The 25,769-nt window shown below is 66.4% G+C and carries 24 protein-coding genes; 9 read left to right on the top strand and 15 right to left on the bottom strand.

The window, feature by feature from the left end:
• Window positions 1-51: 51 nt before the first annotated feature.
• Entirely contained in the window at window positions 52-624 is a 573-nt protein-coding gene (gene ruvA, locus CEY09_RS04615; protein ID WP_006226450.1) for a Holliday junction branch migration protein RuvA, read from the top strand.
• Here the strand turns inward: ruvA and CEY09_RS04610 are convergent, their stop codons facing one another.
• From CEY09_RS04610 to CEY09_RS04590, 5 genes are all read right to left on the bottom strand, one after another.
• Window positions 625-1,533 carry a complex I NDUFA9 subunit family protein gene (locus tag CEY09_RS04610; protein WP_006226449.1) on the bottom strand — a complete coding sequence of 303 codons (909 nt, stop codon included), beginning with the start codon at window positions 1,531-1,533 and terminating at the stop codon, window positions 625-627. It abuts the gene before it with no gap.
• Window positions 1,534-1,636: 103 nt separating this feature from the next.
• Window positions 1,637-2,602 carry a threo-3-hydroxy-L-aspartate ammonia-lyase gene (locus tag CEY09_RS04605; RefSeq protein WP_088587747.1) on the bottom strand — a complete coding sequence of 322 codons (966 nt, stop codon included), beginning with the start codon at window positions 2,600-2,602 and terminating at the stop codon, window positions 1,637-1,639.
• Window positions 2,603-2,682: 80 nt separating this feature from the next.
• Entirely contained in the window at window positions 2,683-3,756 is a 1,074-nt protein-coding gene (ruvB, locus tag CEY09_RS04600) for a Holliday junction branch migration DNA helicase RuvB (protein ID WP_006226447.1), read from the bottom strand.
• Between the two features lie 114 nt (window positions 3,757-3,870).
• On the bottom strand, window positions 3,871-5,466 hold the full coding sequence (locus tag CEY09_RS04595; protein WP_088587746.1) for a sensor histidine kinase: 1,596 nt from the start codon (window positions 5,464-5,466) through the stop codon (window positions 3,871-3,873).
• Window positions 5,466-6,167, bottom strand: a complete 702-nt coding sequence (locus tag CEY09_RS04590; protein WP_006226445.1) for a response regulator — start codon at window positions 6,165-6,167, stop codon at window positions 5,466-5,468. The genes CEY09_RS04595 and CEY09_RS04590 overlap by 1 nt, the downstream gene beginning before the upstream one ends.
• Window positions 6,168-6,386: 219 nt before the next feature.
• On the opposite strand from CEY09_RS04590, the gene CEY09_RS04585 reads away from it, so the two are divergent.
• Both CEY09_RS04585 and recQ read left to right on the top strand, forming a co-directional pair.
• Window positions 6,387-7,715 carry a fimbrial protein gene (locus tag CEY09_RS04585; protein ID WP_234818222.1) on the top strand — a complete coding sequence of 443 codons (1,329 nt, stop codon included), beginning with the start codon at window positions 6,387-6,389 and terminating at the stop codon, window positions 7,713-7,715.
• 93 nt (window positions 7,716-7,808) lie between these two features.
• A complete protein-coding gene (gene recQ, locus CEY09_RS04580) occupies window positions 7,809-9,638 on the top strand; it encodes a DNA helicase RecQ (RefSeq protein WP_006226443.1) in 1,830 nt (609 codons plus the stop codon).
• Between the two features lie 35 nt (window positions 9,639-9,673).
• Here recQ and CEY09_RS04575 read toward each other — a convergent pair whose 3' ends face one another.
• Both CEY09_RS04575 and CEY09_RS04570 read right to left on the bottom strand, forming a co-directional pair.
• Window positions 9,674-10,729, bottom strand: coding sequence for a cytochrome d ubiquinol oxidase subunit II (locus CEY09_RS04575; protein WP_006226442.1), 1,056 nt, complete (start codon window positions 10,727-10,729; stop codon window positions 9,674-9,676).
• Entirely contained in the window at window positions 10,726-12,069 is a 1,344-nt protein-coding gene (locus tag CEY09_RS04570; RefSeq protein WP_006226441.1) for a cytochrome ubiquinol oxidase subunit I, read from the bottom strand. The genes CEY09_RS04575 and CEY09_RS04570 overlap by 4 nt, the downstream gene beginning before the upstream one ends.
• A gap of 136 nt (window positions 12,070-12,205) precedes the next feature.
• On the opposite strand from CEY09_RS04570, the gene CEY09_RS04565 reads away from it, so the two are divergent.
• From CEY09_RS04565 to minE, 4 genes are all read left to right on the top strand, one after another.
• Entirely contained in the window at window positions 12,206-13,975 is a 1,770-nt protein-coding gene (locus tag CEY09_RS04565; protein ID WP_088587744.1) for a glutamine--tRNA ligase/YqeY domain fusion protein, read from the top strand.
• A gap of 160 nt (window positions 13,976-14,135) precedes the next feature.
• Window positions 14,136-15,011, top strand: a complete 876-nt coding sequence (gene minC, locus CEY09_RS04560; RefSeq protein WP_088587743.1) for a septum site-determining protein MinC — start codon at window positions 14,136-14,138, stop codon at window positions 15,009-15,011.
• A gap of 110 nt (window positions 15,012-15,121) precedes the next feature.
• Window positions 15,122-15,937, top strand: coding sequence for a septum site-determining protein MinD (gene minD / locus CEY09_RS04555; RefSeq protein ID WP_006226438.1), 816 nt, complete (start codon window positions 15,122-15,124; stop codon window positions 15,935-15,937).
• Between the two features lie 3 nt (window positions 15,938-15,940).
• Window positions 15,941-16,201: a cell division topological specificity factor MinE gene (minE, locus tag CEY09_RS04550; RefSeq protein ID WP_006226437.1), complete on the top strand. Its 261-nt coding sequence runs from the start codon at window positions 15,941-15,943 to the stop codon at window positions 16,199-16,201.
• A gap of 104 nt (window positions 16,202-16,305) precedes the next feature.
• Here minE and CEY09_RS04545 read toward each other — a convergent pair whose 3' ends face one another.
• From CEY09_RS04545 to CEY09_RS04530, 4 genes are all read right to left on the bottom strand, one after another.
• A complete protein-coding gene (locus tag CEY09_RS04545; RefSeq protein ID WP_088587742.1) occupies window positions 16,306-16,530 on the bottom strand; it encodes a glycine zipper 2TM domain-containing protein in 225 nt (74 codons plus the stop codon).
• Between the two features lie 190 nt (window positions 16,531-16,720).
• Window positions 16,721-17,254: an isochorismatase family protein gene (locus CEY09_RS04540; RefSeq protein WP_088587741.1), complete on the bottom strand. Its 534-nt coding sequence runs from the start codon at window positions 17,252-17,254 to the stop codon at window positions 16,721-16,723.
• 193 nt (window positions 17,255-17,447) lie between these two features.
• A complete protein-coding gene (gene ettA / locus CEY09_RS04535; RefSeq protein WP_088587740.1) occupies window positions 17,448-19,121 on the bottom strand; it encodes an energy-dependent translational throttle protein EttA in 1,674 nt (557 codons plus the stop codon).
• An 86-nt stretch (window positions 19,122-19,207) separates the two neighbouring features.
• Window positions 19,208-20,131 (bottom strand): DMT family transporter, encoded by a 924-nt coding sequence (locus CEY09_RS04530; RefSeq protein ID WP_088587739.1) that lies wholly within the window; start codon window positions 20,129-20,131, stop codon window positions 19,208-19,210.
• A 96-nt stretch (window positions 20,132-20,227) separates the two neighbouring features.
• Here CEY09_RS04530 and CEY09_RS04525 point away from each other — a divergent pair, with 96 nt between their 5' ends.
• A complete protein-coding gene (locus tag CEY09_RS04525) occupies window positions 20,228-21,019 on the top strand; it encodes an AraC family transcriptional regulator (RefSeq protein WP_088587738.1) in 792 nt (263 codons plus the stop codon).
• 123 nt (window positions 21,020-21,142) lie between these two features.
• Window positions 21,143-21,658, top strand: coding sequence for a hypothetical protein (locus CEY09_RS04520; RefSeq protein ID WP_006226431.1), 516 nt, complete (start codon window positions 21,143-21,145; stop codon window positions 21,656-21,658).
• Between the two features lie 126 nt (window positions 21,659-21,784).
• On the opposite strand, the gene CEY09_RS04515 is transcribed toward CEY09_RS04520, so the two are convergent.
• Genes CEY09_RS04515 through CEY09_RS04500 form a run of 4 tightly spaced genes read right to left on the bottom strand, consistent with a single transcriptional unit; the run spans window position 21,785 to window position 25,740 of the window.
• Window positions 21,785-22,780, bottom strand: a complete 996-nt coding sequence (locus CEY09_RS04515; RefSeq protein WP_006226430.1) for an ABC transporter ATP-binding protein — start codon at window positions 22,778-22,780, stop codon at window positions 21,785-21,787.
• Window positions 22,777-23,829: an ABC transporter ATP-binding protein gene (locus CEY09_RS04510; RefSeq protein ID WP_006226429.1), complete on the bottom strand. Its 1,053-nt coding sequence runs from the start codon at window positions 23,827-23,829 to the stop codon at window positions 22,777-22,779. Before CEY09_RS04510 ends, CEY09_RS04515 begins: the two co-directional genes overlap by 4 nt.
• 7 nt (window positions 23,830-23,836) lie before the next feature.
• Window positions 23,837-24,751: an ABC transporter permease gene (locus CEY09_RS04505; RefSeq protein ID WP_088587737.1), complete on the bottom strand. Its 915-nt coding sequence runs from the start codon at window positions 24,749-24,751 to the stop codon at window positions 23,837-23,839.
• On the bottom strand, window positions 24,751-25,740 hold the full coding sequence (locus CEY09_RS04500) for an ABC transporter permease (RefSeq protein ID WP_088587736.1): 990 nt from the start codon (window positions 25,738-25,740) through the stop codon (window positions 24,751-24,753). The genes CEY09_RS04505 and CEY09_RS04500 overlap by 1 nt, the downstream gene beginning before the upstream one ends.
• Window positions 25,741-25,769 lie beyond the last annotated feature (29 nt).

Below are 25,769 nucleotides of genomic sequence, written 5' to 3'. Positions count from 1 at the left end.
CGCATTCCGCGCGCCTCTCCTGCCCTACTCCTTTACCAGGCCTTCATCACCATGATCGGACGCATCACCGGAACCCTGATCGAAAAGCTGCCCCCCACCATCTGCGTGGACGTGGGTGGACTGGGCTATGACATCGACGTGTCCATGAGCACGCTGTACGCGCTGCCGGAAACCGGCGCGCGCGTCACGCTGTACACGCACCTGACGGTGCGCGAAGACGCGCACATCCTGTATGGCTTCGGCACGGCCAGCGAACGCAGCGCCTTTCGCGAACTGATCAAGGTCAGCGGCATCGGCGCCCGCACGGCGCTGTCGGTGCTCTCGGGCATGTCGGTGGCGGATCTGGCGCAGGCCATCACCTTGCAGGAATCGGGCCGCCTGACCCGCGTGCCCGGCATCGGCAAGAAGACCGCCGAACGCCTGCTGCTGGAAATGCGCGGCAAGCTGGGCGCGGACATCGGCGCGTCCTCGCATGCGACGCCGGATCACCAGTCGGACATCCTGAATGCGCTGCTGGCGCTGGGCTATTCGGAAAAGGAATCGCTGTCGGCGCTGAAGACGCTGCCCGAAGGGGTCGGTGTGTCGGACGGGATCAAGCAGGCGTTGAAGGCGCTGGCCCGCTGATTACAGGTAGCGGGGCGCGACGGCCTCCAGCCCGGTCGGCACGACGTGCAGTTCCGGCGCAATGGGCCCCGCGCAGATATTGTCGCGGCGCAGGGAATCCAGGTTGTCGCGCGACATCAGGGGCTTGCCCGGCAGGCATTCGAACAGGCGGGCCTGGATGCGGCCCACGCCCATCGGCATGCTGATCACCGGCCGCGGATGACCGCTCCAGGCCGCACACAGCCGCGCGATCTCGCCCAGCGTGTAGACCTGCGGCCCGCCCAGCTCATACGTTTTGCCACAGGTGTGCGTGTCGCCCAGGGCGGACATCATCGCCTCCACCACATCGCCCACATAGACCGGCTGCATGCGCACGTGCGCGCCCGCCAGCGGCAGCACGGGCAGCCAGCGCGCCAGCGTGGCGAACATATTGGTGAATTTGTCGTCCGGCCCAAATAGGACGGACGGACGGAAAATTGTCCAGCCGCCTTCGGACGCGGCCTGGAATTCATGCTTGATCGCGGCCTCGCCGTCGCCCTTGGAGCGCTGGTACATGCTGTCGCCCTGGGAATCGGCGCCCAGCGCGCTGACATGCAGAAGGCGATGCACGCCCTGGCGCCGGCAGGCTTGCGCAATGCGCTGGGGCAACAGCACGTGGGCCCGCGCGAAGTCCGACCCGTACGGCTTGCCGATGTTGCCATGCAGGATGCCCACCAGGTTCACGACCACGTCGCAACCGCGGACCAGGCCATCCAGCGCCGCGTCATCGTGAATGTCGGTCTGGACCAGCGTGACGGTGGGAAAGACTTGCAGTTCGCTGCCCCGCGCCAGAAGGCGCGTGGGCACAATCATCTGGTGCAAGCCGCCGGACAGCCGGGCAATCAGGTGACGGCCGATGAAACCGGTGCCACCAATGATAAGGATACGCATGCCGCAGCCTCCTGTTTGTCAGGATCGAGTCCCGATTCTGCCTTGCGCGGGCGGCAACCGCAAGCACGCATCGGCGGTCCGGCAGGCGAACCGCCAATCGGGATCAGGAAGCCAGCAATCGGGCGTAGGCCGGAAGGTCGACGTTGCCACCGCTGATGATGACGCCGACCCGCGCCCCGCGCACCGGCACCACGTTCTGCATGACGGCCGCCGCGCCCAGGCAACCCGTGGGCTCGACCACCATCTTCATGCGTTCGGCGAAGAATTTCATGGTGGTGACCAGTTGGGCATCCGTCACCGTGACGATGTCGCGCACGTGCTTCTGGATGAGGGGGAAGGTCAGGTTGCCCAGGTGCGTCGTGGCGGCGCCGTCGGCCAAGGTCTTGGGGGCCGGAATCCGGACGATTTCACCCTTGCGCAAAGACTGCTGGCCATCGTTGCCCGCTTCCGGCTCGACGCCGTAGACCAGGCAGCGCGGGCTGAGCGCGAACGCGGACAAGGCGGAACCCGACAGCAGGCCGCCTCCGCCCAGGCAGACGAACAGGTAGTCCAGCTCGCCGACTTCCTCGAACAGTTCCTTGGCCGCGGTGCCCTGCCCCGTGATCACGTCTTCATGGTCGTAGGGCGGAATGAGCGTGGCGCCGGTCTCGGTCTGGATGCGCCGGGCGATCTGCTCGCGGTCTTCGGTGTAGCGGTCGTACGTGACGATCTTGCCGCCGTAGCCTTCGGTGGCGGCGCGCTTGGCCGCAGGTGCGTCCAGCGGCATGATGATCGTAGCGGACACGCCTTGCAGCTTGGAAGCCAGCGCGATGGCCTGCGCGTGGTTGCCCGACGAGAAGGTGACGACACCCGCAGCGCGCTGCTCAGGCGTCAGGCGCGCGATGGCGTTGTAGCCGCCGCGGAACTTGAAGGCGCCCATGCGCTGGAAATTTTCGCACTTGAAGAAGATCGATGCGCCGCTGATGGCGTCGGCCGTGGCCGAGGTCAAGACGGGCGTACGGTGTGCGTTGCCGGCCAGGCGCTCGCTGGCGCGCACGACATCATCATAGGTAGGCAATTCGGGCAGCATGGGAATCCGGTCCTTTGATCGCAGGAATGTCGAAACCCCCGGATCATAAACCCGTCGCGCGGTTTGCGCGCCGCCCGCGCCTACTTGCCGAACAGATCGCCGCCGCCGGTAGTGACACCCGTGGGCGGGGTCAGGCCCAGATGGCGCCAGGTCGTCAGCGTGGCGGTGCGGCCCCGCGGCGTGCGTTGCAGGTAACCGTGCTGGATCAGGTAGGGCTCGATCACGTCTTCGATGGTGTCGCGCTCTTCGCCGATGGCGGCGGCCAGGCTGTCCACGCCCACCGGCCCGCCATCGAACTTGTGGATGATGGCTTCCAGCAGCTTGCGGTCCATCAGGTCCAGGCCCTGGGGGTCCACTTCCAGCATGGCCAGCGCGCGGCCGGCGACGTCGGCGTCGATCGTGCCGCTGGCCTTGACCTCGGCGTAGTCCCGCACGCGGCGCAAGAGGCGGTTGGCGATCCGGGGCGTGCCGCGAGCGCGGCGCGCCACTTCCGCCGCGCCGTCCGGCGTGATGCCGGCGTTGAGCAGGCCGGCGCTGCGCGTGACGATGTGGCCAAGGTCAGCCGCGTTATAGAACTCCAGCCGCGAGACGATGCCGAAGCGGTCGCGCAGCGGGTTGGTCAGCATGCCCGCCCGCGTGGTCGCGCCCACCAACGTGAACGGCTGCAGGTCCAGCTTCACGCTGCGCGCGGCGGGGCCTTCGCCGATCAGGATGTCGATCTGGAAATCTTCCAGCGCCGGATAGAGGATTTCCTCGACTACCGGCGACAGGCGGTGGATTTCGTCGATGAACAGGACGTCGTTCTTTTCCAGGTTGGTCAGCAGCGCGGCCAGGTCGCCCGGGCGCTCCAGCACGGGGCCGGACGTCTGGCGCAGCTGCACGCCCATTTCGTGCGCGATGATGTGGGCCAGCGTGGTCTTGCCCAGCCCGGGGGGGCCGAACAGCAGCACGTGGTCCAGCGCCTCGCCGCGCTTTCGGGCGGCGGCGATGAAGATCTCGAGCTGTTCGCGGGCGCGCTGCTGGCCGACGTATTCCTGCAGCGCCTTGGGCCGCAAGGCGCGTTCGATCGATTCCTCGTTGGGCGACACCGGCTGCGGCGCCACGATACGGGGGGCGTCGGGACGGGAGGAAAGGGAATCGGACTGAATGGCCATGGTGCGGATACGACAAGGGACGAAGCAGGATGCATCGTACCGTATGGCGGGGCCGCCTAGGTGGGGCCGCCTAGGTGGGGCCGCCTAGGTGGGGCCGCAAAGGGCCCCGCCGCCCTATGCGGTTTCGGACAGGGGCAGCTTCACCCGCACGCACAGGCCGCCGGATTCGGCCTGCCGCAATTCCAGCGAGCCCCCGTGGGCACGGGCAATGGCCTCGGCCAGCGCCAGTCCCAGGCCCACGCTGCCGGTGCGCGTGCGCGCATCGTCCAGCCGGCTGAACGGGCGCAGCGCCTCCTGGCGGCGTTCGGCGACAATACCGGGGCCATGGTCGGCCACATCCAGCACGGCGTGGCGCTCTTCCCGACGCAGGCTGACGTCCACCGGCGGCGCGCCGTGGTTCAAGGCATTGCCGATCAGGTTGTCCAGCAGGCGGCCCAGCGCCACGGCGTCGGCCTGCACCACCAGCGGCGCGTCGTCGTCGGCGGCCGTCAGGTGGATGTCCGTGCCCGCGCCCTGCCAGGCGCCGACGCGTTCGGTCAGCCAGTCGGACAGCACGATGGGCGCATAGCGGTAGGCCGCGGGGTCGGTGCCGCGCACAAAGCCGATGAACTGATCAACCATGTGCTGCATGTCCTGCAGATCGGTGCGCAAGCCTTCCTTCAGCTTGGAATCGTCGGCCAGCTCGATGCGCAGCCACATCCGCGACAACGGCCCTTTCAGGTCGTGCGGCAGGCCCGACAACAAGGTGCGGCGCACCGAGTCGGATTCGGCCAGCGCATCCAGCATGGCGTTGAAACGCACGCCCAGCGCCCGCGTTTCATGTGGCCCGGAAGGCTCCACGCGCTGGGGTTGGCCCGCGGCCAGCCGGTCGGCGGCATCAGCCAGCCGGGTGATGGGCCGCGTGATGTGCCACGAGAAGCCCACCGCCAGCAGCAGCAACAGGCCCAGGCCGCCCAGCCAGGCCGCGATGAACGGCGTGGCCACGGGCGGATCCAGGCGGTCCAGCGGGATGACCAGCCATTCGCGCAAGCGCGGCACATCTTCGCTGGCGGAATTGGGCGCCAGTGAAATGAAGATCTCCGGGGCCGGGCCGCGCGAGAGCGCCACGCGGGTGCCGTCGTTCAGGCGTTCGTTCAGCAGTTGCACCAGCACGCGCAGGTCGCGGCGGATGTCATCCGGCTCGGGCTTGTAGCGGCGCATGTGCTCTTCGCGCGCCCGTTCCCGGTCGGCGGCGTCGCGCGCGTCGGCCCGGTGGTCGTCGCCGCGGTCGCCATCCGCGTCATGGTCGTCGCCCCGCACTTCGGGCGGCGGGGGCGGGGGCGGACGCGGCGTATCGCCGGGCTGAGCAGCCGAAGACTGCGGGGGAGGCGGACGCGGTGCGGCACGCGGGGGTGGCGGGGGACGGCGGCCATTGAAGCGTTGCAGCTTGGCTTCGGCCGGCAGCACGCGCGACCACAGCCGCCACTGGTTCTGCGACGCGGTGCGCACGAACTCGGCGCGGTCTTCGGCGGGCACCTCGGACACGGCGGCGCGCAGGGTGCGGATCGTGGTGACGATGTAGCCGATGGCCACGTCTTCCAGGAACTTGTGCCGGAAGTAAGACACCGTGACGAGCGTGGCCGCCTGCGTCAGCAGCACCGACCCCAGGATCAGCAGGATCAGGCGCGCCCTCAGCGAACGCGGCACCAGGAAACCGGGGGAAAAGCGCATCAGGGGGAAAACCGGTAGCCGATGCCCCAGACGGTCTGGATCCAGCGCGGCTGCTTGGGATCGTCTTCGATCACGCGGCGCAGGCGCAGGATGGCGATGTCGATGGCGCGGTCATTGCGTTCGCCGGCGTCGTCGTCGCGCGCCAGCGCCAGCAGGCGCTCGCGCGACAGCGGCTTGCCGGCATTGCGCACCAGGGCTTCAAGCAGGTTGATTTCGCCGCCGGTCAGCTTCACCACGGTGCCTTCGCGCGACAGTTGGCGCGAGGACGGGTCGAACAGGAAGGGGCCGAACGTGACCGGTGCATCCTTGGTCAGCGCGGAGGGGCCGCGTTTGCGGCGCAGCACGGCCTCGATGCGGGCCAGCAGTTCGCGCGGGTCGAAGGGCTTGCCCACGTAGTCGTCCGCCCCCGCTTCCAGGCCGATGATGCGGTCCACCGCTTCGTCGCGGGCGGTCAGGAGGATGACGGGAATGTCTTCGCCTTGCTCGCGCAGGCGACGGCAGGCGTCCGCGCCGTCGCCGCCGGGCAGCATGCGGTCCAGCACGAGCAGGTCGGGCGCGTAACGGGTGATGCGCGAGGACAGGTCGGTGGCGTCCGGCGCCAGCAAGGTGTCGTAGCCGTGCCGATTCAGGTAGTCGGCCAGCAGTTGTCGTAACGCTGGGTCGTCGTCGACGACCAGCAGCTTGGTGTGGGGATTGTCCATGGATGCCATAGTGAGGCGCGCCGCGTCCGGCCGCAAGAGGCAAGAAATCAACTGAAATACACCTGTTGCACGATGTACGCCGTGTTTTCCGGCGCTTTGCCTGAAACGCCCGTCGGGGCATGGAGTGGACCTAAAATAACCGGACTGGTCTTGCCGCTCGTCCGGTTTACTAAAAATCGTTTACAGCTACGGCGGCGTCCCCTCTCTACACTGGTCCGTATGGTCGCCCCTACACACTGGCGCAGACGGCTGTTGCACGCGGCGCTGGCGGTGGGCTTGTCCTGCCCCCTGGCTTCCGCGTTCGGCGACACCTCGATTGCGTCCCCCGATTTCGCTGCCCCCCTTCCCGAGGGGGCGCGGGTCCGCATGGCGCGCGGCATCGGGGTTCTGTCCCCGGTGCAGCCGATCCCTGTGCGCCCGGCGCCGTCGATCGATTCGCGGGCCGTTCCCCTGGATCCGTCCCCTTGCGACCTGCAAGTGGCGGAACCGGCGATGGACACCAGCGTGCAGGGCGTGGAAGACAGCGGCGCGGAACTGATCCCGGGGATCGGAACCTCGTTGTCCGGTGCGGCCGACGCGCCCCCCTTGGGCTGCGAACAGGCGGCCGCCGCACCGGCCGAGGAAAGCACGCCGGATTACTCCTTCGCACTGGAAGACGGCGACCTGCCCCGCGTGCCGGTCGTCGTAATCTCGGGCGTGTCGCGCCCCACCCGGCCCTGGTTCGCCTCGGTCAGCGGCCAGGACGGGCTGCGCTATGGCGGCGACCGCAACTGGGTCTACCGCAATACTGCGGGGCCCTCGGTCACCGTGGGCAACATCAATGCCAACGCCCCCGCCTGGGGCAGCAGCGCGCCCGTCGGCGGGCTGCAGATCGCCAACTGGGCGGGTTCCTCCGCCACTGTGCCCGAAGGCAGCTTTGGCTATTCCTCATCGCTGGGCAAGCTGAACCGGATGGATCCGGCCGCCAGTTCCGGCGCCGTGGACTACGGCGCCTCGGTCGGCACCGGCAGCGTGCGCTACGGCCTGACCCCCGCCCTGACGCTGGAAGGCCAGATGCAGAGCGCCCCATCGCTGACCACCCGCGGCATGGGCACCACCTACGCCGCCGGCGAATACGGCACGTTCCAGGCCGGCGCCACCCAAAGCTCGTTCGACGCGTCCAACGCCTGGCGCTATCGCTTCGGCTACAGCGTGGACGTGGCCGATGCCGTGAACCTGGGCTACACCAACGAACAGATTGGCGCCGGCTTTGGCGACCTGTCCACCTACTCCGGCGGCGTGGCCTCGGCCCCGCAGTCGCGCAACACCCTGTCGGCCGGCGTGCCGATCACGGGCTGGGGCACCATCAGCGGCACCTATTCCGGCCTGCATGAGGGGTCGACACTGGCTGAACAGCGCGTGGGCCTGACGCACAGCATGTTCGTCGCCCCCAAGGTAAAGCTGGCCGTAGGCGCCGACCGCGACATCATTTCGGGCAACTATGAATGGCGGGCCAACCTGAGCATGCCAGTCGATACCTTCATGCGCGGCACCTGGTTGAGCTGGTAGCCGGACCGCGAGACGGACGGAAATATCCCCGTAAAAGGGGCCGTCCGGATTTGCGGCTTAAAATCCCTGCCATGATGCTTCCGGCCTACCCCCATGTCTGACGCGCGCGCCCTCGGCGTGTTGCAGCGCGTTTTCGGTTACGAATCCTTCCGCGGCGACCAGCAAGCCATTGTCGAACAGGTGATCGACGGCGGCGACGCGCTGGTCCTCATGCCGACCGGCGGCGGGAAATCGCTCTGTTACCAGATTCCCTCGCTGGTCCGCGAAGGCACCGGCATCGTCGTCTCGCCGCTGATCGCGCTGATGCAGGACCAGGTCGACGCCCTGACCGAACTGGGCGTGCGCGCGGCGTTCCTGAATTCCACGCAGGAATGGCGGGTGGCGCGCGACGTCGAACAGGCGTTCCTGGCCGGCGAGCTGGACCTGCTGTACGTTGCCCCCGAACGCCTGCTGACCGACCGTTGCCTGCAATTGCTGGAACGCGGCCGCATCGCGCTGTTCGCCATCGACGAGGCGCACTGCGTGTCGCAATGGGGCCACGACTTCCGGCCGGAATACCTGGGCCTGTCGATGCTGCACGAGCGCTGGCCCGACGTGCCGCGCATTGCGCTCACCGCCACCGCCACCGCCGACACGCGCACGGAAATCGCCCAGCGCCTGTCGCTGGACGACGCCCGCCATTTCGTCTCGAGCTTCGACCGCCCCAACATCCGCTACCGCATCATCGAAAAGAACGAAGTGCGCAAGCAGTTGCTGGACATGATCCGCACGGAACACGAAGGCGAGTCCGGCGTGGTGTACGGCCTGTCGCGGGCGCGCGTGGAGGAAACCGCCGAATTCTTGTGCAATCAGGGCATCGACGCCATGCCGTACCACGCCGGGCTCAGCCCGCAGGTGCGCGCCGCCAACCAGGCCCGGTTCCTGCGCGAGGACGGCGTGGTGATGGTGGCCACCATCGCGTTCGGCATGGGCATCGACAAGCCCGACGTGCGCTTCGTCGCTCACATCGACCTGCCCAAATCCGTCGAAGGCTATTACCAGGAAACCGGCCGGGCCGGCCGCGACGGCTTGCCCGCCACCGCCTGGCTCGCCTACGGCTTGCAGGACGTGGTGCAGCAGCGCCGCATGATCGACGAATCCCCGGGCGACGAGTCCTACCGCCGCCGGCTGGGCCAGCAACTGGACGCCATGCTGGGGCTGTGCGAGACCGTGGAATGCCGCCGCGTGCGGCTGCTGGCGTATTTCGGCCAGCAGATCACGGCCTGCGGCAACTGCGACGTCTGCCTGGAACCGCCCCAGGCGTGGGACGGCACGGTCGCCGCGCAGAAAGTGCTGTCGGCCGTCTACCGCCTGTGGAAAGAACGCGGCCAGCGCTACGGCGCGGGCCACATCATCGACATCCTGCGCGGCAAGGTCACCGACCGCACCAAGCAGCATGGCCATGAAACGCTAAGTGTGTTCGGCGTGGGTGAAGACCTGAGCGACACCGCCTGGCGCGGCGTGTTACGCCAGTTGCTGGCGCAAGGCCTCTTGACGGTGGACAACGAAGGGTTCGGCACGCTGGCGCTGACCGAAGGCAGCCGCGCGGTGCTTAAAGGGGAGCGCCAGTTGATGCTGCGGCGCGAATCCGAAAAGAAGACCCGTTCGGGCAAGACCAGCAATGGCCGCCCCAAGGCCGCCGCCATCGACCTGCCGGCCGAACTGCAACCCGTGTTCGAGGCGCTGCGCGCCTGGCGCGGCGAAGTGGCCAAGAGCCACGGCGTGCCCGCCTACGTCATCTTCCATGACGCGACCTTGCGCGAAATCGCCCTGGCCCAGCCCGAGTCGATGGATGCGCTCAGCCACATCAGCGGCGTGGGCGCGCGCAAACTCGAAGCCTACGGCGAAGAGATCCTGCAACGCGTCGCCAAGCCGGTGCTGTAGGCGCCAGCCCCGCTGCCGCCGCACCGCTGTCGCCGTCAGGCCGACGGCGGCGGCAACAGCGGCACCGGCGCGCGCTCCTTGCCGAAGACCGACCGGTACGCCAGGATGTTGAACACCAGCACCACCGGTATCCCCACGACCGCGCCGGCCATGACCAGGCGCATCGAGCTCAGCGCGCCCGCGCCGTCCCACAAGGTCATGTCGTCCAGGATCAGGTAGGGGAACAGGCTGTACGCCAGGCCGCTGAGCATCAGCAGGAACAGCGCCACGCACAGCACGAACGGCAGCCAGCTGAAGCGGTCCGCGCGGCCGGGCAGGCGTGCCAGCAGCATCTCGGCCGCCACGTAGCCCGCCAGCATCATCACCCAGACCGTTGCGGCCAGGCTCAGGTGGGCGATGTTGCTCCACTTGTAGAAGATGCCGGCGTTGGCCAGCCCTAGGGTCACGGCGATCGCGACCATGCCTACCGCCGTCCAGCGGATGGCGTGGCGGGCCCAGCCGGCGGCCCGGCGTTGCAAGTCGCCATCCACCCGCATGACCAGCCAGGACGCGCCTAGCAGCACATAGGCCGCCACGGCGCACAGGCCCACGAACATCGCGAACCAGCCGTAGCCGGCGTCGGACTGGTAGCCGGTGGCGATCCGGCCCAGCAGCATGCCCTGGCCAAACGCCGTGATGATCGAGCCGGCCCAGAAACCGAAGATCCAGCGCGGCTTCATTTCATTGCGCGCGCGGATGCGGAATTCGAACGACACGCTGCGCAGCACCACGCCCAGCACCATGAAGGTCAGCGGCCCGTATAGCTTGCCCAGCACTGCGCCCCACGCGAACGGGAACGCCGACGCGAACAGGCCCATGCCCAGCAGCAACCAGAATTCATTGGCGTCACGCCAGGGGCTCAAGAGCGACATCATGCGGCCGCGCTCGTGCTCGGGCGCCAATTGCAGCAGGATGCCCACGCCCAGATCGAAGCCGTCCAGGACCATGCCCGCGGCGATCACCACGAACAGCAGCCCCATGAAGGCCAGCGGCATCCAGAAGGAAGGGTCTTCGGGGCTCAGGCCCTGCGAAGCGGCCAGCATGGCGATCATGGCGAACCTCCGCCCAGTTTGCGCACCGGCACCACGCCATAGCGCGCCGCGTGGAACAGCATGGCGGCGAACGCGGACAGCAGCAAGGCATACAGCAGGCCATAGCCCGCCAGCCCGTAGAGAATGGTGCTGGACGCCGTCTGCCCCAGCACTTCGGATTGCGTGATGGTGCCGTTGACGACGAAAGGCTGCAGCCCGATGATGGACACCCACCAGCCGGCCACCACTGCGATGCCGCCGGAAAACATCATGCCGCACAGCACGCGCTGCCACCAGACCGGCAGGGTCGAGGGGTCCAGCCCGCGGCGGAAGGTCCACACGAACGTGACACAGGCCACGGCCAACATCAGCAGGCCCAACCCCACCGCCACGCGCAACGACCAGAAGGTCAGCGCCACCGGCGGCAGCATGCCGGAATATTTGTCCAGGCCCTGATAGGTGCCGTCCGCATTGCGGTGCAGCCACATGCCGCCGGCATTGCGGATGGTCACGTCCGACACGTTGACGTGCGCGCGCGCGTCCGGCCAGCCAAACAGCACCAGCTGGGGTTCCGCGCCGCTTTCCCAGAAGCCGGCCGCGGCGGCCGCCTTGGCGGGCTGCAGCTTGGCGACCATCTGGCCGGCGCCCGTGGCCACCGGCACCTGCAGGAAGGCCGCGACCACCGCGACCACCAGCCCGGTCTTGAACGCATTGCGTTCGCCATCGCCCAGCGGGCGCCGCAGCGCTTGCAAGGCGGTCACGCCCATCATTAGGAACGAGGCGGCCAGCGCCGCGCCCACGACCACCACCGCCATGCGCCAGCCCACCGAGGGGTTCAGCACCACGGCGGCCCAGTCATAGACCTGGTAGCGCCCATCGACGAGGATGGCGCCATCCGGGGTCTGCATCCAGGATTGCAGCGCCAGCACCCAGAACACCGCCACCAACTGGCCCACGGCCACCATCAGCACCGCCAAGGTGTGTGCGCCATCCGACACACGGCGCTGGCCGAACAGCATGACGCCCAAGAAACACGACTTCAAGATGAAGACGGACAGGATGCCGTAGCCCAGCAAGGGGCCGGCCACATTGCCGATCTTGTCCATCAGGCCCGCCCACAGGCTGCCGATCTGGATCAGCACCGGCACGCTGGCCGCCAGGGTCAGCACGAAGGCCAGCGCAAAGATGCGCACCCAGAAGCGGTAGGCGGCCGTCCAGCCGCCACGGCCCGACCATCGCGCGCGCACCTTGAAAAACAGCAAGACCCAGGCAAGCGCCAGGGAAATCGCCAGGAACAGCGCCAGAAAACTCAGGCTGGCCACGAACTGCGCACGGGCCAGGGAAAGGGTGGATATATCCATAATGGCCCGTAGTGTAGAGCCAGTTACAAGACAATGGGGGCAGTTTGAAACCGGTTGCAGGGGGTCTGAAAAGGCCCTCGCGGCGGAACGTGGCAAAATTGACGCTTTGTCGCCGCTTTTTCCTATTCTTTCAAGAATGACCTCCGCCACGACGCCGACCCCAGCTGCATCCAATTTCCTGCTCAACATCGTCCAGGACGACCTCGAAGCCAACCGCTTCCAGGGCAAACGTTGGGCGGGCAAGCCTGGCCCGGCCGCCGTGCAGCAGCAGGGGGAACCGGATCCGGCCCGCATCCGCACGCGTTTCCCGCCGGAGCCCAACGGCTACCTGCACCTGGGCCACGCCAAGAGCATCTGCGTGAACTTCGGGCTGGCGCGCGATTTCGGCGGCGTCTGCCACCTGCGCTTTGACGACACCAATCCCGAAAAGGAAGACCAGGAGTACGTCGACGCCATCATCGAAGCCGTCCGCTGGCTGGGTTTCGACTGGAAAGCCGACAACGGCCAGGAAAACCTGTATTTCGCCAGTGATTACTTCGGCTACATGTATGAATTCGCCGAAGCGCTGGTCGAAGCCGGCCACGCCTACGTCGACGAGCAAAGCCCCGAAGCCATCCGCGCCAACCGCGGCACGCTGACCGAACCCGGCACCGACTCGCCCTGGCGCAACCGCCCGGCTGCGGAGTCGGTCGCGCTGCTGCGCGAAATGCGCGACGGCAAGCATCCGGACGGCAGCCTGGTGCTGCGCGCCAAGATCAACATGGCGTCGCCCAACATCAACCTGCGCGACCCGGTCATGTACCGCGTGCGCCACGCCACCCACCACCGCACGGGCAACCAATGGTGCATCTACCCGATGTACAGCTGGGCGCACCCGGTGGAAGACGCGCTGGAAGGCATCACGCACAGCGTCTGCACGCTGGAATTCGAAGACCAGCGGCCGTTCTACGACTGGATCCTGACCCGCCTGGCCGAACTCGGCAAGCTGGCCCAGCCGCTGCCGCACCAATATGAATTCGCCCGCCTGAACGTGAGTTACGTCGTCACCAGCAAGCGCAAGCTGCTGCAACTGGTGCAGGAAGGACACGTGGACGGCTGGGACGATCCCCGCATGCCGACCATCTTCGGCCTGCGCCGCCGCGGCTACACGCCAGCCTCGATCCGCCTGTTCTGCGAGCGCACCGCCGTCTCGAAGTCGGATTCGCGCATCGACTACAGCCTGCTGGAACAAGCCGTGCGCGACGACCTCGACCCCATCGCCGCCCGCTCGGTGGCCGTGCTGGACCCGATCAAGCTCGTCATCACCAACTACCCGGAAGGCCAGACCGAGATCTGCACCGCGCCGCGCAACCCGCACGATCCGGAAGCCGGCGTGCGCGAGTTCCCGCTGTCGCGCGAACTCTGGATCGAGCGCGACGACTTCCGTGAAGAAGCGCCGAAGAAGTACTTCCGCCTGTTCCCGGGCAACACCGTGCGCCTGAAATACGGCTACGTCGTGCGCTGCACCGGCTTCACCAAGAACGAAGCCGGCGACATCGTCGAAGTGCAGGCCGAATACCTGCCGGAAACCAAGAGCGGCACGCCGGGCGCCGACAGCGTCAAGGTCAAGGGCAACATCACCTGGGTCAGCGCGGCCCACGCGGTGCCTGCCCAGATCCACCTGTACGACCGCCTGTTCGCCGACGCCCGCCCCGATGGCGGCGACAAGGACTTCCTGGCCTGCCTGAACCCGAACTCCAAGCAGACCGTCACGGCCTGGCTGGAACCCGGCACCGTGGCCACGCCTGGTGCCACCTGGCAGTTCGAACGCCTGGGCTACTTCACGGCCGACCTGAAGGAATCCACCAAAGCTGCGCCGGTGCTCAACCGCATCGTGACGTTGCGCGATTCCTGGGTGCAAGGCTGACCCGCCCGCGTGCGTATCACGGAAAAAGGCGCCTTCGGGCGCCTTTTTCTTTCGTCTTGCCGGCTGCGCACCCCGCCCCCCGGCGGGTTATCATCCCCGACATCCCGCAGCCGGTTGTGCGCGCCGTTTCCTGGCGCCCGGACCGCCAGCCACAATCAAGATGAACACTGAATCCCTAGCCCTGGACTTCAAAAGCGCCACCCTGTATGCCATCCGGGTGGTTCTGCACAGCGCAGACCCCGAACGCCTCGTTGCCGCGCTGACCAAGCGCATGGCCGACGCCGGCAGCTTCTTCGAGAACGAACCCGTCGTGATCGACGCCAGCCGCGTCGAAGAGAAGATCGATTGGAAGGCGCTGGTAGCCGCGTTGCGCAGCCATAACCTGCCCCCGATCGGCGTCGTGGCCGAAGGCGCCAATCTGAAAGCCGCGCGCGAAGCCGGCCTGACGCCGGTGGAACTGTCCACCCCCGCCGCCCGCCCGGCCCCGGTCGTGGATACCGCGCCGCCGAACGACGTGTCCACGCCCGTGCCCTCGGTGCCGGCCGCCGCCGTCGAGACCGCGCCCGCGCCCACCGATACGTCCGCCCCCGAGACGCCCGCCGCGGACAAGCCCGCCGCCGCCTCGGCCGAACCGATGCCGGCGCGCGAAGCCAGCAGCACCACGTCCGCACCCGCCCCGACGCAAGCCGCGCCGCATTCGTCGTCGGCGCTGGTCATCACCAAACCCCTGCGTTCCGGGCAGCGCGTCTACGCGCGGCACACGGACCTGGTCGTCATCGGCATGGTCAGCCAAGGCGCGGAAGTCATCGCCGACGGCAATGTGCACGTCTACGGCCCCTTGCGCGGCAAGGCCATGGCCGGCGCGCGCGGCGACACGTCGGCGCGCATCTTCACAACGCATCTGGACGCGGAACTGCTTGCCGTGGCCGGCGTGTACCGCGTGGTGGAAGACAAACTGGACCGGACGCTGCAAAACCAGCCCGCCCTGGTTCGCCTTGACGGCGACACCCTGCGCATCGAAGCGTTGAAAGCCTGACCGCTTTCTTCGCTGGTGCGCGAACGTCTCAACACATTCTGTAAGAAGCCTTACATGGGCTTTTTGCTTTACGATAACGCGATTTATTCGAACATAAGGGTTTGATCGTCATGACACGCATTGTTGTGGTGACTTCCGGCAAAGGCGGCGTGGGTAAAACCACGACGAGCGCCAGTTTTTCCGCGGGCCTCGCGATGCGGGGCCACAAGACCGCTGTCATCGACTTCGATGTCGGCCTGCGCAATCTCGACCTCATCATGGGCTGCGAGCGTCGCGTGGTGTACGACTTCGTCAATGTGATCCAGGGCGAAGCCACCCTCAACCAGGCGCTGATCAAGGACAAGCAGCTTGAAAACCTGTTCATCCTGCCCGCCTCGCAAACGCGCGACAAAGACGCGCTGACGCAGGAAGGCGTGGAAAAGGTCATCAACGACCTGAAGGAAATGGGCTTCGAGTACATCGTCTGCGATTCGCCCGCCGGCATTGAAACGGGCGCGCTGATGGCCGCCTATTTCGCCGACGACGCATTGGTCGTGACGAACCCGGAAGTCTCGTCGGTGCGCGACTCCGACCGCATCCTGGGTATCCTGGCCGCCAAGTCCAAGCGGGCTGTGGACGGCGGCGAGCCGGTCAAGGAATTCCTGCTGCTCACGCGCTACAACCCCAAGCGCGTCGTCGACGGCGAAATGCTGTCGCTGGGCGACATCGAAGACATCCTGCGCATCAAACTGATCGGCGTCATCCCCGAATCGGAAGCGGTGCTGCAAGCGTCGAACCAAGGCCTGCCGGCCATCCACCTGAAAGATACCGACGTCTCCGAAGCCTACAAGGACGTCGTGGCCCGTTACCTTGGCGAAGACAAGGCCCTGCGCTTTACCGATTACGAAAAGCCCGGTCTTCTGAAACGCCTGTTCGGAGGCAAGTAAGCAATGTCCTTCCTGTCGTTTCTGCTTGGTCAAAAGAAATCTTCTGCCTCCGTTGCCAAGGAACGGTTGCAGATCATCCTGGCCCACGAGCGGGGCCGCGGCGACTCGCCCGACTACCTGCCGCAGTTGCAGCAGGAACTTATCGCCGTGATTTCAAAATACGTGAAGATCAACCCCGAAGACATCAAGGTGCACCTGGAACGCCAGGACACGCTGGAAGTGTTGGAAGTGAAGATCGAGATGCCGCAAAACGAGGCGCCATAAGGCCGACGCGCGCCGGCCATCCGGCGCGCTTCAGCCCTCGTGCAAAACACGACGATAAAAAAAACGCCTGGCAATGCCAGGCGTTTTGCTTGGGGCGCGGGGGCTTAGTGTTTGCCGACCTGATCGCCGATCACACCACCGATCGCCGCTCCACCCACCGTACCCAGGACGCCGCCATTGGTGATCACGGCGCCTGCGACACCGCCCAATGCGGCGCCGCCGACCGTGCTCTTCTGACGATGGCTCATGCTGTCCCAGGACGAGCAGCCAGCCATGGCGGCGGTCATTGCCAGTGCGACACAGATTTTGGAAAGAGATGCGATTTTCATGATGAGGCTCCTATTCTTGTACCCCGGGGCCGCACCATGGACCTGACGCGAGCGCGCGGTCCCCTTATGGGTTTAGAGCTTTCAGGATCTCAAAATAAACGCACGGGTGGTGTGAGGTTTGCCCAGGAATTGTGTCAAACGGCGAGTGAATCTTTGCGCGCCCCCGGGACAGTGTTGCAGGCCGCGTCGGTTATTTGACCAGACGTAACACATCACGGAAACGCGGATGCTCGCAAGTCTCCATCCATTCGAAAATCGCCATTTCTGAAGTGACGATTTCAGCGCCGTGTGCACGCGCGCGGCGCAGCGCCGCATGATGGTCGGCAGGCTTGCGCGACCCCGCCGCGTCAGACACCAGCACGGCCTTGTAGCCCATGTCCACTAGGCCGATCACGGTTTGCAGCACGCAGATGTGGGCCTCGCACCCCGCCACCAGGATCGTCTTGCGCGCCGCCGGCAACCACGCTTCGAAACCCGGTTCGCGCGCGGATGAAAAGTGCATCTTCTGGAAGGTGGCCTGCACGATATCGCGCAGGGGATCCACCGTGACGCCCAGCATCTTGCTGTGATGCTCGGTGGCGATCACCGGCACATCGAGCAGGCGCGCAGCCTGCGCGAGCTTGTGCGCCGTGCCCAGCACGGCATCGCCATTGTGGATGACCGGCATCAGCCGGCCCTGCATGTCGACGATGAGCAGCGTGGAATCGGAAGCTTGCAGCAGCATGTTCGGGGCTCCAGGTGAATCCTTAGGATACCCCGTTCGGGCTTTCTCGATCATCGGGGCTGCTTGACGGTTGCGTGCGTTCGGCGATCGCATTCTCGAATGTCGTCGTCGCGCGCCACCCATCCCACGAGTGGAACGTCCGAAAAAAATCCCGGCGCACCGACCGGGATCTCTTGTACTGACTGGCTAAGGCTTACTTCAGCGCCTTGTAGCGCAGGCGCTTGGGCTTGGCGCCCTCTTCGCCCAGGCGGCGCTTCTTGTCGGCTTCGTACTCTTGGTAGTTGCCGTCGAAGAACACCGCTTGCGAATCGCCTTCGAAAGCCAGGATGTGGGTCGCGATGCGGTCCAGGAACCAGCGATCGTGGCTGATGACCATCACGCTGCCGGGGAACTCCAGCAACGCGTCTTCCAGCGCGCGCAGCGTTTCCACGTCGAGGTCGTTGGACGGTTCGTCAAGCAGCAGCACGTTGCCGCCGGCGATCAGCGTCTTGGCCATGTGCAGGCGGCCGCGTTCACCGCCCGACAACTGGCCCACGACCTTGTTCTGGTCGCCGCCCTTGAAGTTGAAGCGGCCCAGATAGGCGCGCGACGACATTTCGAACTTGCCCACCGTGAGGATGTCGGCGCCGTCGGCCACCGCATCGAACACCGTCTTCTTGTCTTCCAGCGCATCGCGCGACTGGTCCACATAGGCCAGCTTCACGGTCTGGCCGATTTTCACTTCACCCGAATCCGGCTGCTCGCGGCCCGCGATCATGCGGAACAGCGTCGACTTACCGGCGCCGTTGGGGCCGATGATGCCGACGATGGCGCCCGGCGGCACCTTGAAGCTGAGGTTATCGATCAGCAGGCGGTCGCCATAGGCCTTGCTGACGTTGTTGAACTCGATGGCCTCGTTGCCCAGGCGCTCGCCCACGGGAATGAAGATTTCCTGGGTTTCGTTGCGCTTCTGGTATTCGTAGGACGACAGTTCCTCGAAGCGGGCCAGACGCGCCTTGGCCTTGGCCTGGCGGCCCTTCGGGTTCTGGCGCACCCACTCCAGTTCCTTCTTGATGGTCTTCTGGCGGGCGGATTCCGAGGACTCTTCCTGCTTCAGGCGGTCTTCTTTCTGTTCCAGCCACGAGCTGTAGTTGCCCTTCCACGGAATACCGTAGCCGCGGTCCAGTTCCAGGATCCACTCGGCGGCGTTGTCCAGGAAGTAGCGATCGTGGGTCACGGCGACGACGGTGCCGGGGAACTTGTGCAGGAATTGCTCAAGCCACTCCACGCTTTCGGCGTCCAAGTGGTTGGTGGGTTCGTCCAGCAGCAGCATGTCGGGCTTGGACAGCAACAGGCGGCACAGGGCCACGCGGCGCTTTTCACCCCCGGACAGGTTGCCGACGATGGCGTCCCAGGGCGGCAGGCGCAGCGCGTCGGCAGCGATTTCCATCTGGTGCTCGATATCGTCCGAACCGCTGGACGCGGCAGCGGCGATGATGGCTTCCAGTTCGGCCTGTTCAGCAGCCAGGGCGTCGAAATCGGCGTCCGGCTCGGCATAGGCGGCATAGACCTCGTCCAGGCGCTTCTTGGCCGAAACGACAGCGCCCAGGCCTTCTTCCACCGACTGGCGCACCGTGTGCTCGGGGTTCAGTTGCGGTTCCTGCGGCAGATAGCCGATGTTCAGGCCCGGCATGGGAATGGCTTCGCCTTCGATCTCTTTATCGACGCCAGCCATGATCTTCAGCAGCGTCGACTTGCCCGAGCCGTTCAGGCCCAGCACGCCGATCTTGGCGCCAGGAAAAAACGAAAGCGAGATGTCACGCAGGATCTGCCGCTTGGGCGGCACGATCTTGCCGACGCGGTTCATGGTGTAGACGTATTGGGCCATGGGCTCGTATAGGGAAAGAAAGCTGATGAACCGTCGATTGTAGGCCGGAACCCTGACAGGCGCGCGTCAGGAGCCGCCGAAGGCGTTCAACCCGCCGCTTTGCCGGTGCGCAGGCCCAGGCGGGGCGTGCGCATTTGCGCCAGCATCACCCCGGCCAGCGCCATTGCGCCGCCCACAATATGGAAGACGTGAGGCTTTTCGTCCAGGAAGACCGCGGCGATCGCCACGGTGCCCACCGGCATCAGATTCAGGAAGATGCTGGCGCGGTTGGGGCCCAGGTGCTTGACGCCCTGCATCCACAGGAAGGGCGCAAACAGGGACGGGAAGATCGCCGCGTACAGCACCAGCGGCACGTTGTCGGCGTTCAGCGGAGACGGCGCGGCCATCAGGAAGGCCGGCAGCTGGAACAGCACGCCGAATGCCACCTGCACGTACAGCGACTGCCACGGCCCCACCGGCAGGCCCCAGCGACGCAGCAGCACGCCGTACAGCGCATAGGCCAGCGCGGCCAGGCCCATCAGCAGATCGCCCGGGTTCGCGCCCACCGACAGCAGGCGCGACGGATCGCCTTCGCCAATCAGCAGCGCCAGCCCGGCCAGCGACACCAGGCCGCCCAGCATTGCCATCAGCGTGGGCCGCTGGCGCAGCACCACTGCGCCCACCGCGATGGTCAGCAGCGGGATCATGGCCGTGATGATGCCCATATTGGTCGCCGTGGTGCTGGAGGCCGCCACGTAGGCCAGTCCCTGATACAGCGCCATCCCGAGCCCGCCCAACACCGCGAACTTGGGCAGGTACGGCACGATCAGGCGGCGCTGCGCCCACACGCCCGGCAGGGCGAACGGCGTCAGCACGGCGCCGGCGATCGCCCAGCGGTAAAAGCCGATGACAGCGGGCGAGATCACGCCGGCGGCCATCTTGGTCACGATCATGTTGACCGACCAGATCAGGGCCGCCAGCAAGGGGAACAACAGGTAGCGGGCGGGAATGTGGGAGGTGTCGCGCGTCATGGACGAGTCTTGCCGATAAGGATAGGGGGCCAGTGTAGGCCTTGTCCGAGACGACGTATATAATGAAAAACAGACAAATCCGCACGAACTTCCGACATGGAACTGGCTGATACCGCGCCCATCCTGGCCGGCGACCTGCCCTATCCGCTGGCCTGCCGCATCCTGCACTTCACGCCGCATTCCAGCATGCAGCGCCACAGCTCGCCGTGGGCGGAACTGAATTTTTCGCTGTCGGGCATCATGGAAATCGCCATCAACGGCGTCACCTACCTGTCCCCACCGCAGTACGCCATCTGGATACCGCCACACGTGGAGCACTGCTGCCAGAACGAAGGCGAAGTGCATTACGCCTGCATCGACATCCCGGCCGAGGCCTGCACCGGCCTGCCGGACGCGCCGTGCACGTTGGAGATCAGCGCAGTCACACGGGCGATCCTGGCCGACTTCGAACGGCGCGGCATCCGCTATCCGGCTACGCCGGAAGACCGCCGCATGGCGCAGATCGTCATCGACCAGCTCCGGCGGGCCCGCGCTTACGCGAGCTACCTGCCGTCATGCACCGATCCGGTGCTGGCCCCCATTCTGTCGGCGCTGCAGCGCATGCCGGGCGACAAGCGCGGCGCGGCGCACTGGGCCGCGAGCGCCGGCATCACCGAACGCACGCTGCTGCGCCATTGCCAACAACACCTGGGCATGTCGTTCAACGAATGGCGCCAGCGCCTGCGCGTCGTGTCGGCGCTGGGCCTGCTGGACGCGGGCCGCCCCGTGCAGGAAGTGGCCCGCGAACTGGGCTACAGCACGCCGTCCGCCTTCATCGCGATGTTCCAGCGCCTGACCGGCGAATCCCCCGACAGCGCCCGCAAGCGCAGCGCCGCGGCCCCCGCCTGACCGCGCCTCCCGGCGTCGTCATCCAAGCGTCCGATGCACTGCAACGCCGATCGCGCGACAATAACGCCTGACTCATGTATCTTGCCGTGCCGTCGCGGCTTCATCGCGCCCAGGAACCCCTTCATGTCCGCCTCTGCTACCCCTCCCGCCTCCGTGACCCACTTCAGCGCATCCGAACTGGACATGCTGGCCAAGACCGCCGACGCGCTCAGCGCCTATCTGGGCAAGCCCGTGCTGGCTGAAGTGATCCTGGGCGACGAAGGCACCGAATGGGTCACCTACGGCGTGCCGCTGGACGAGAACGCCAAGACCGAAGAAGACCAGACGCACGTCCAGCTAGGCGGCCCCGGCGCCCGCATCCTGGGCAACCGCGGCGGCCTGCCCCACGCCGACGACGACACCTACGATTGCCTCTACCTCTGGGCGGTCCAGATTTCCATGAATGAAGGCGAGCGCTTCATCAAACTGGACCACGACGGCGAAGAATCCGCCTGGTCCGACAACCTGGAAGACGTCCTGCCCTTCGCCCTGACGGAAGAACCGCAACCGGAGCCGAGCGAGGAAGAAGAGGACGACGACGATGAAGACGACGAAGACGACGACACGCCGTACGAACGCGTCGAAGAGCCGCGCCACTGATTGGAAAGAGCCCGGCGCCGCCGGGTGATGGGTTGCACGCGATAGCCGCCAGCGCCCCGGCCATCACATCCACGCGCTCCACCCATCCTACGACGCAACGAACTTCCAGCCTAAAGAACAGACGGATCACGCAGCGATCCGCCCCTCCTCCACGGCATGGCAAGCCACCACGGAAACCCCCGCCAGCCGAGCCACGGGCGCCTCCGCCCGGCACCGATCATTCGCATGCGGACACCGCGGATGAAACGTGCACCCTGATGGCGGATTCAACGGATTCGGCACTTCCCCGGCCACTGCGGTGCGCGGCTTGCCCGCTCCGTTGATGTCCGGAATCGCCTCCAGCAGCATCCGCGTATAAGGATGCCGCGGCCGCGCGAATAGCTCGTCGCGCGGCGCCACCTCCACCATGCGCCCCAGGTACATCACTCCCACCCGGTCCGCCACGTGATGCACCACCGCCAGGTTGTGCGAAATGAACAGGTACGTCAGCCCCAGCTTGCGCTGCAGGTCCTTCATCAGGTTCAGCACCTGTGCCTGCACGGACACGTCCAGCGCCGACGTCGGCTCGTCGCACACCAGGAATTCCGGATTCACCGCCAAGGCCCGCGCGATCGAAATGCGCTGGCGCTGCCCGCCGGAAAACTGGTGCGGATAACGCCCCTGATCCGCCGGATCCAGGCCCACCTGCTTCAACAATTCGCTGACCCGCGCCACGCGTTCGTCCGGCGTCATCTGGGTATGCGTCAGCATCGGCTCCGCAATGATGCGGCCCACGCGCCAGCGCGGATTCAAGCTGGCATAGGGATCCTGGAAAATCATCTGCAAACGCTTGCGCAAGGCGCGCCCGCCGGGCTCCGACATGCGCGACAAGGGCTGCCCGTCAAAGCGGATATCGCCGCGCGTCAACCCATACAGGCCCACCAGCATGCGGGCGACCGTGGATTTTCCGCAGCCCGATTCGCCCACAAGCGCCAGCGTTTCACCGCGGGCGATCTCGAACGACACGCCGTCCACCGCCCGCAGCATCACCTTGGGCTTGCCGGCCAGCTTGCGTTCCAACCACGGCGGCGACACATCGAACCAGCGCGCCGCGTCCTTCACTTCCACCAAGGGCGCGCTCATGCTGCCTCCTCTGATCTTTTGCCGTCGGACCACCCCGCCCCGTCGGGGGCGACAAACCCGCCTGGCGGGAGCGTCGTGGGGGCATTGCCGTTGTCATGCAACCAACAGGCCGCGCGCGACGTACCCGCCGGCAGCAACTCGGGGCGCTCGGTCGCGCAGCGCGGCAGGCGCTGCCCGCAACGCGGATTGAACGCGCAGCCCGGCGGAATTGCGTTCAGGCGCGGCATGCTGCCATCGATCTGCACCAGCCGGTCGCGATGGCCCTCCAGCGACGGGATCGATCCCATCAGCCCCGCCGTATAAGGATGGCGCGGCTTGTGGATCACGTCCGCCACCGGGCCGATCTCGGCCACGCGGCCCGCGTACATCACCGCCACGCGATCAGCGGTTTCTGCAATCACGCCCATGTCGTGCGTGATCAGCATCACCGCCGTGCCGTGTTCGCGGCACAGGCGTTTCAGCAGTTCGATGATCTGCGCCTGGATGGACACGTCCAGCGCGGTGGTGGGCTCGTCGGCCACCACCAGTTTGGGTTCAGCCGCCAAGGCCAGCGCGATCACCACCCGTTGACGCATGCCGCCCGAAAACTGGTGCGGATAGTGGTCGATGCGTTCACGCGCCGCCGGGATACCGGTGGACGCCAGCAGTTCGACCGCGCGGTTGCGCGCCTGCGACCACGTCATGTCCAAGTGCGTGACGATGGTTTCCGCCAACTGCCGGCCCACCGTGTACAGCGGGTTCAACGAGGTCAGCGGGTCCTGGAACACCGCGCCGATCTCGCGGCCGCGCACCCGGCGCATCTGCTCGTCGGGCAGGTTGTCGATGCGGCGGCCCGCCAGCAGGATCTCGCCCGCGGCAATGCGCCCCGGCGGCTCCAGCAGGCCGATGATGGACGCGCCGGTCAGCGATTTGCCGGCGCCCGATTCCCCCACCACGCCCAGGACTTCGCCCGCCTGGATGGAAAAGGACACATCGTCCAGGGCGCGTAGCGTGCCGCGGCGCGTGGGAAACTCCACGCGCAGATTGCGGACTTCAAGAAGTGCGCTCATGGTTACCTCAATTCAGCCGCGGGTTGAGTGCATCGCGCAGCCAGTCACCCAGGAGGTTGACCGACAGCACCAGCAGCACCAGCGCCGCGCCCGGGAAAATGGTGATCCACCATTCGCCGGAAAACAGGAAGTCGTTGCCGATCCGGATCAGCGTGCCCAGCGACGGCGCCGTCGGCGGCACCCCTACCCCCAGGAACGACAGCGTCGCCTCGGTGATGATGGCGGTGGCCAGATGCACCGTTGCCAACACCAGCACGGGCCCCAACACATTGGGCAGCACGTGGCGGAACATGATCACGGGAGATGCCACGCCGATCACGCGCGCGGCCTGCACGTATTCGCGGTTCTTCTCCACCAACGTAGAGCCGCGGACCGTGCGCGCATACTGCGGCCAGCCGGCCAGCGCGATGGCGCCGATCAGCACCGGGAATGCGATCAACTCATGCATCTCGCGCGGGACGGCGGCGCGCGCCACCCCGTCGATCAGCAACGCGATCAGGATCGCAGGGAACGACAGTTGCACGTCGGTGATTCGCATGATGAACGCATCGATGCGCCCGCCCGCGTAACCCGAGATCAGCCCCAGCACGATGCCGATCAGCATGGACAGCACCACCGACGCCAGCCCGATCAGGAGCGACACGCGGGTGCCGTACAGAATGGCCGAATACAGGTCCCGGCCCTGGCTGTCGGTGCCCAGCAGATAGGTCTGCTGGCCGTTGGCCTCCCAGGCGGGCGGCAGCAAGGCGTCCAGCAATTCCACCGTGGTCAGGTCAAAAGGGTTGTGCGGCGCGACCCAGCCGGCCCCGAAGGAGCCGATCAGCAGCAGCGCCAGCAGCACGGTCGCCACGATGGCCACGGGCGCCCGGCGCCAGGCCCAGGCAAGGTCGCTGTCCCACCAGCGTTTAAGTACGGCGCGCATCAGTGAGCTCCCCCGGCACGGGTCATGCCCGAACGCAAGCGCGGGTCCACGACGAAATACAGAAGATCGACGATCAGGTTGATCACCACGAACACCAGCGCGATCAGGCACAGGTACGCGGCCATGACCGGCACGTCGGCGAATTGGACCGCCTGGATGAACAAGAGGCCCATGCCCGGCCACTGGAACACGGTCTCGGTGACGATGGCGAAGGCGATGATGCCGCCCAGCTGCAGGCCGGTGATCGTGATGACCGGCACCATCGTGTTCTTCAGCGCATGGCCGAAGTGGATGGCGCGACGCTTCAGGCCCCGGGCGCGCGCGAACTTGATGTAGTCCGAACGCAGCACTTCCAGCATTTCGGATCGCACCAGGCGCAGCACCAGCGTCATCTGGAAGAGCGACAAGGTGATGGATGGCAGGATCAGGTGCTTCCAGCCGGTGGCCGTGAAGAGGCCCGACGTCCACCAGCCCACGCTGACGGTTTCGCCGCGCCCATAACTGGGCAACCATCCCAGTTGCACGGAGAACACCAGGATCAGCAGGATGCCGATCAGGAAGGTGGGCAACGACACGCCCAGCAGGGAACCCGCCAGCAGCATCTGGGACACCAGGCTATTGCGCTTGAGCGCCGTGTATACGCCCAGCGGCACGCCCACGACCAGCGCCAGCAAGGCCGCCACCATGGACAGTTCCAAGGTGGCCGGCAAGCGGGATTTGAGCAAGGTGGAAACGGGTTCGCTCTGGCGCAGGGAAATGCCGAAATTGCCCTGGGCGGCGTTGGCCACGAAATGGCCGAATTGAACGATGGCGGGCTCGTTTAACCCCAGGCGTTCACGCAACTCGATGCGCTCGGCATCGGTGGCGTCCTGCCCCAGCATGATGGTGACAGGGTCGCCGACGTATTGAAAAAGCACAAAGGCCAGTAGCGCGACGGTGAGCATCACCGCTACGGCCTGCAACAGGCGACGCAGTATGAAAGCAAACATAGATGGAAATACCCCCACGCCGCGCACGG

Origin of the sequence: Achromobacter marplatensis (genome assembly GCF_002209535.1) — a bacterium.
GTDB lineage: Bacteria > Pseudomonadota > Gammaproteobacteria > Burkholderiales > Burkholderiaceae_B > Achromobacter > Achromobacter marplatensis.
Note: the sequence above shows the minus strand (reverse complement) of the source record. Positions and strands in the feature narration are given on the sequence as shown.